Consider the following 738-nt stretch of genomic DNA (forward strand, 5'->3'; position numbering starts at 1 on the left):
CGGATGCTGCAATTCAGAGCGGCAGCAAGTGGGGGACAGCAGAAGACCTGACCGCCGCAGAGTGGATGTTTGACATGGTGAAGACTATCGCACCATCAGCCAGAAAACCGAATTTTGCTGGGTGGGCTAACGATATCCGCCTGATGCGTGAACGTGACGGACGTAACCACCGCGACATGTGTGTGCTGTTCCGCTGGGCATGCCAGGACAACTTCTGGTCCGGTAACGTGCTGAGCCCGGCCAAACTCCGCGATAAGTGGACCCAACTCGAAATCAACCGTAACAAGCAACAGGCAGGCGTGACAGCCAGCAAACCAAAACTCGACCTGACAAACACAGACTGGATTTACGGGGTGGATCTATGAAAAACATCGCCGCACAGATGGTTAACTTTGACCGTGAGCAGATGCGTCGGATCGCCAACAACATGCCGGAACAGTACGACGAAAAGCCGCAGGTACAGCAGGTAGCGCAGATCATCAACGGTGTGTTCAGCCAGTTACTGGCAACTTTCCCGGCGAGCCTGGCTAACCGTGACCAGAACGAAGTGAACGAAATCCGTCGCCAGTGGGTTCTGGCTTTTCGGGAAAACGGGATCACCACGATGGAACAGGTTAACGCAGGAATGCGCGTAGCCCGTCGGCAGAATCGACCATTTCTGCCATCACCCGGGCAGTTTGTTGCATGGTGCCGGGAAGAAGCATCCGTTACCGCCGGACTGCCAAACGTCAGCGAGCT

1 protein-coding gene and 1 pseudogene are annotated in these 738 nt (G+C 55.6%); both read left to right on the forward strand.

Annotated features, from left to right (window positions below; all coding sequences use genetic code 11):
• Positions 1 to 365: pseudogene (locus tag AACS05_RS24745) on the forward strand (replication protein); the annotation flags it as partial.
• The coding region (locus AACS05_RS24750) for a replication protein P (protein ID WP_045438288.1) at positions 362 to 738 on the forward strand (377 nt) is incomplete at its 3' end. The pseudogene AACS05_RS24745 and the gene AACS05_RS24750, both read left to right, overlap by 4 nt.

The organism is Citrobacter sp. S-77, assembly GCF_963864895.1.
Classification (GTDB): domain Bacteria; phylum Pseudomonadota; class Gammaproteobacteria; order Enterobacterales; family Enterobacteriaceae; genus Citrobacter; species Citrobacter murliniae.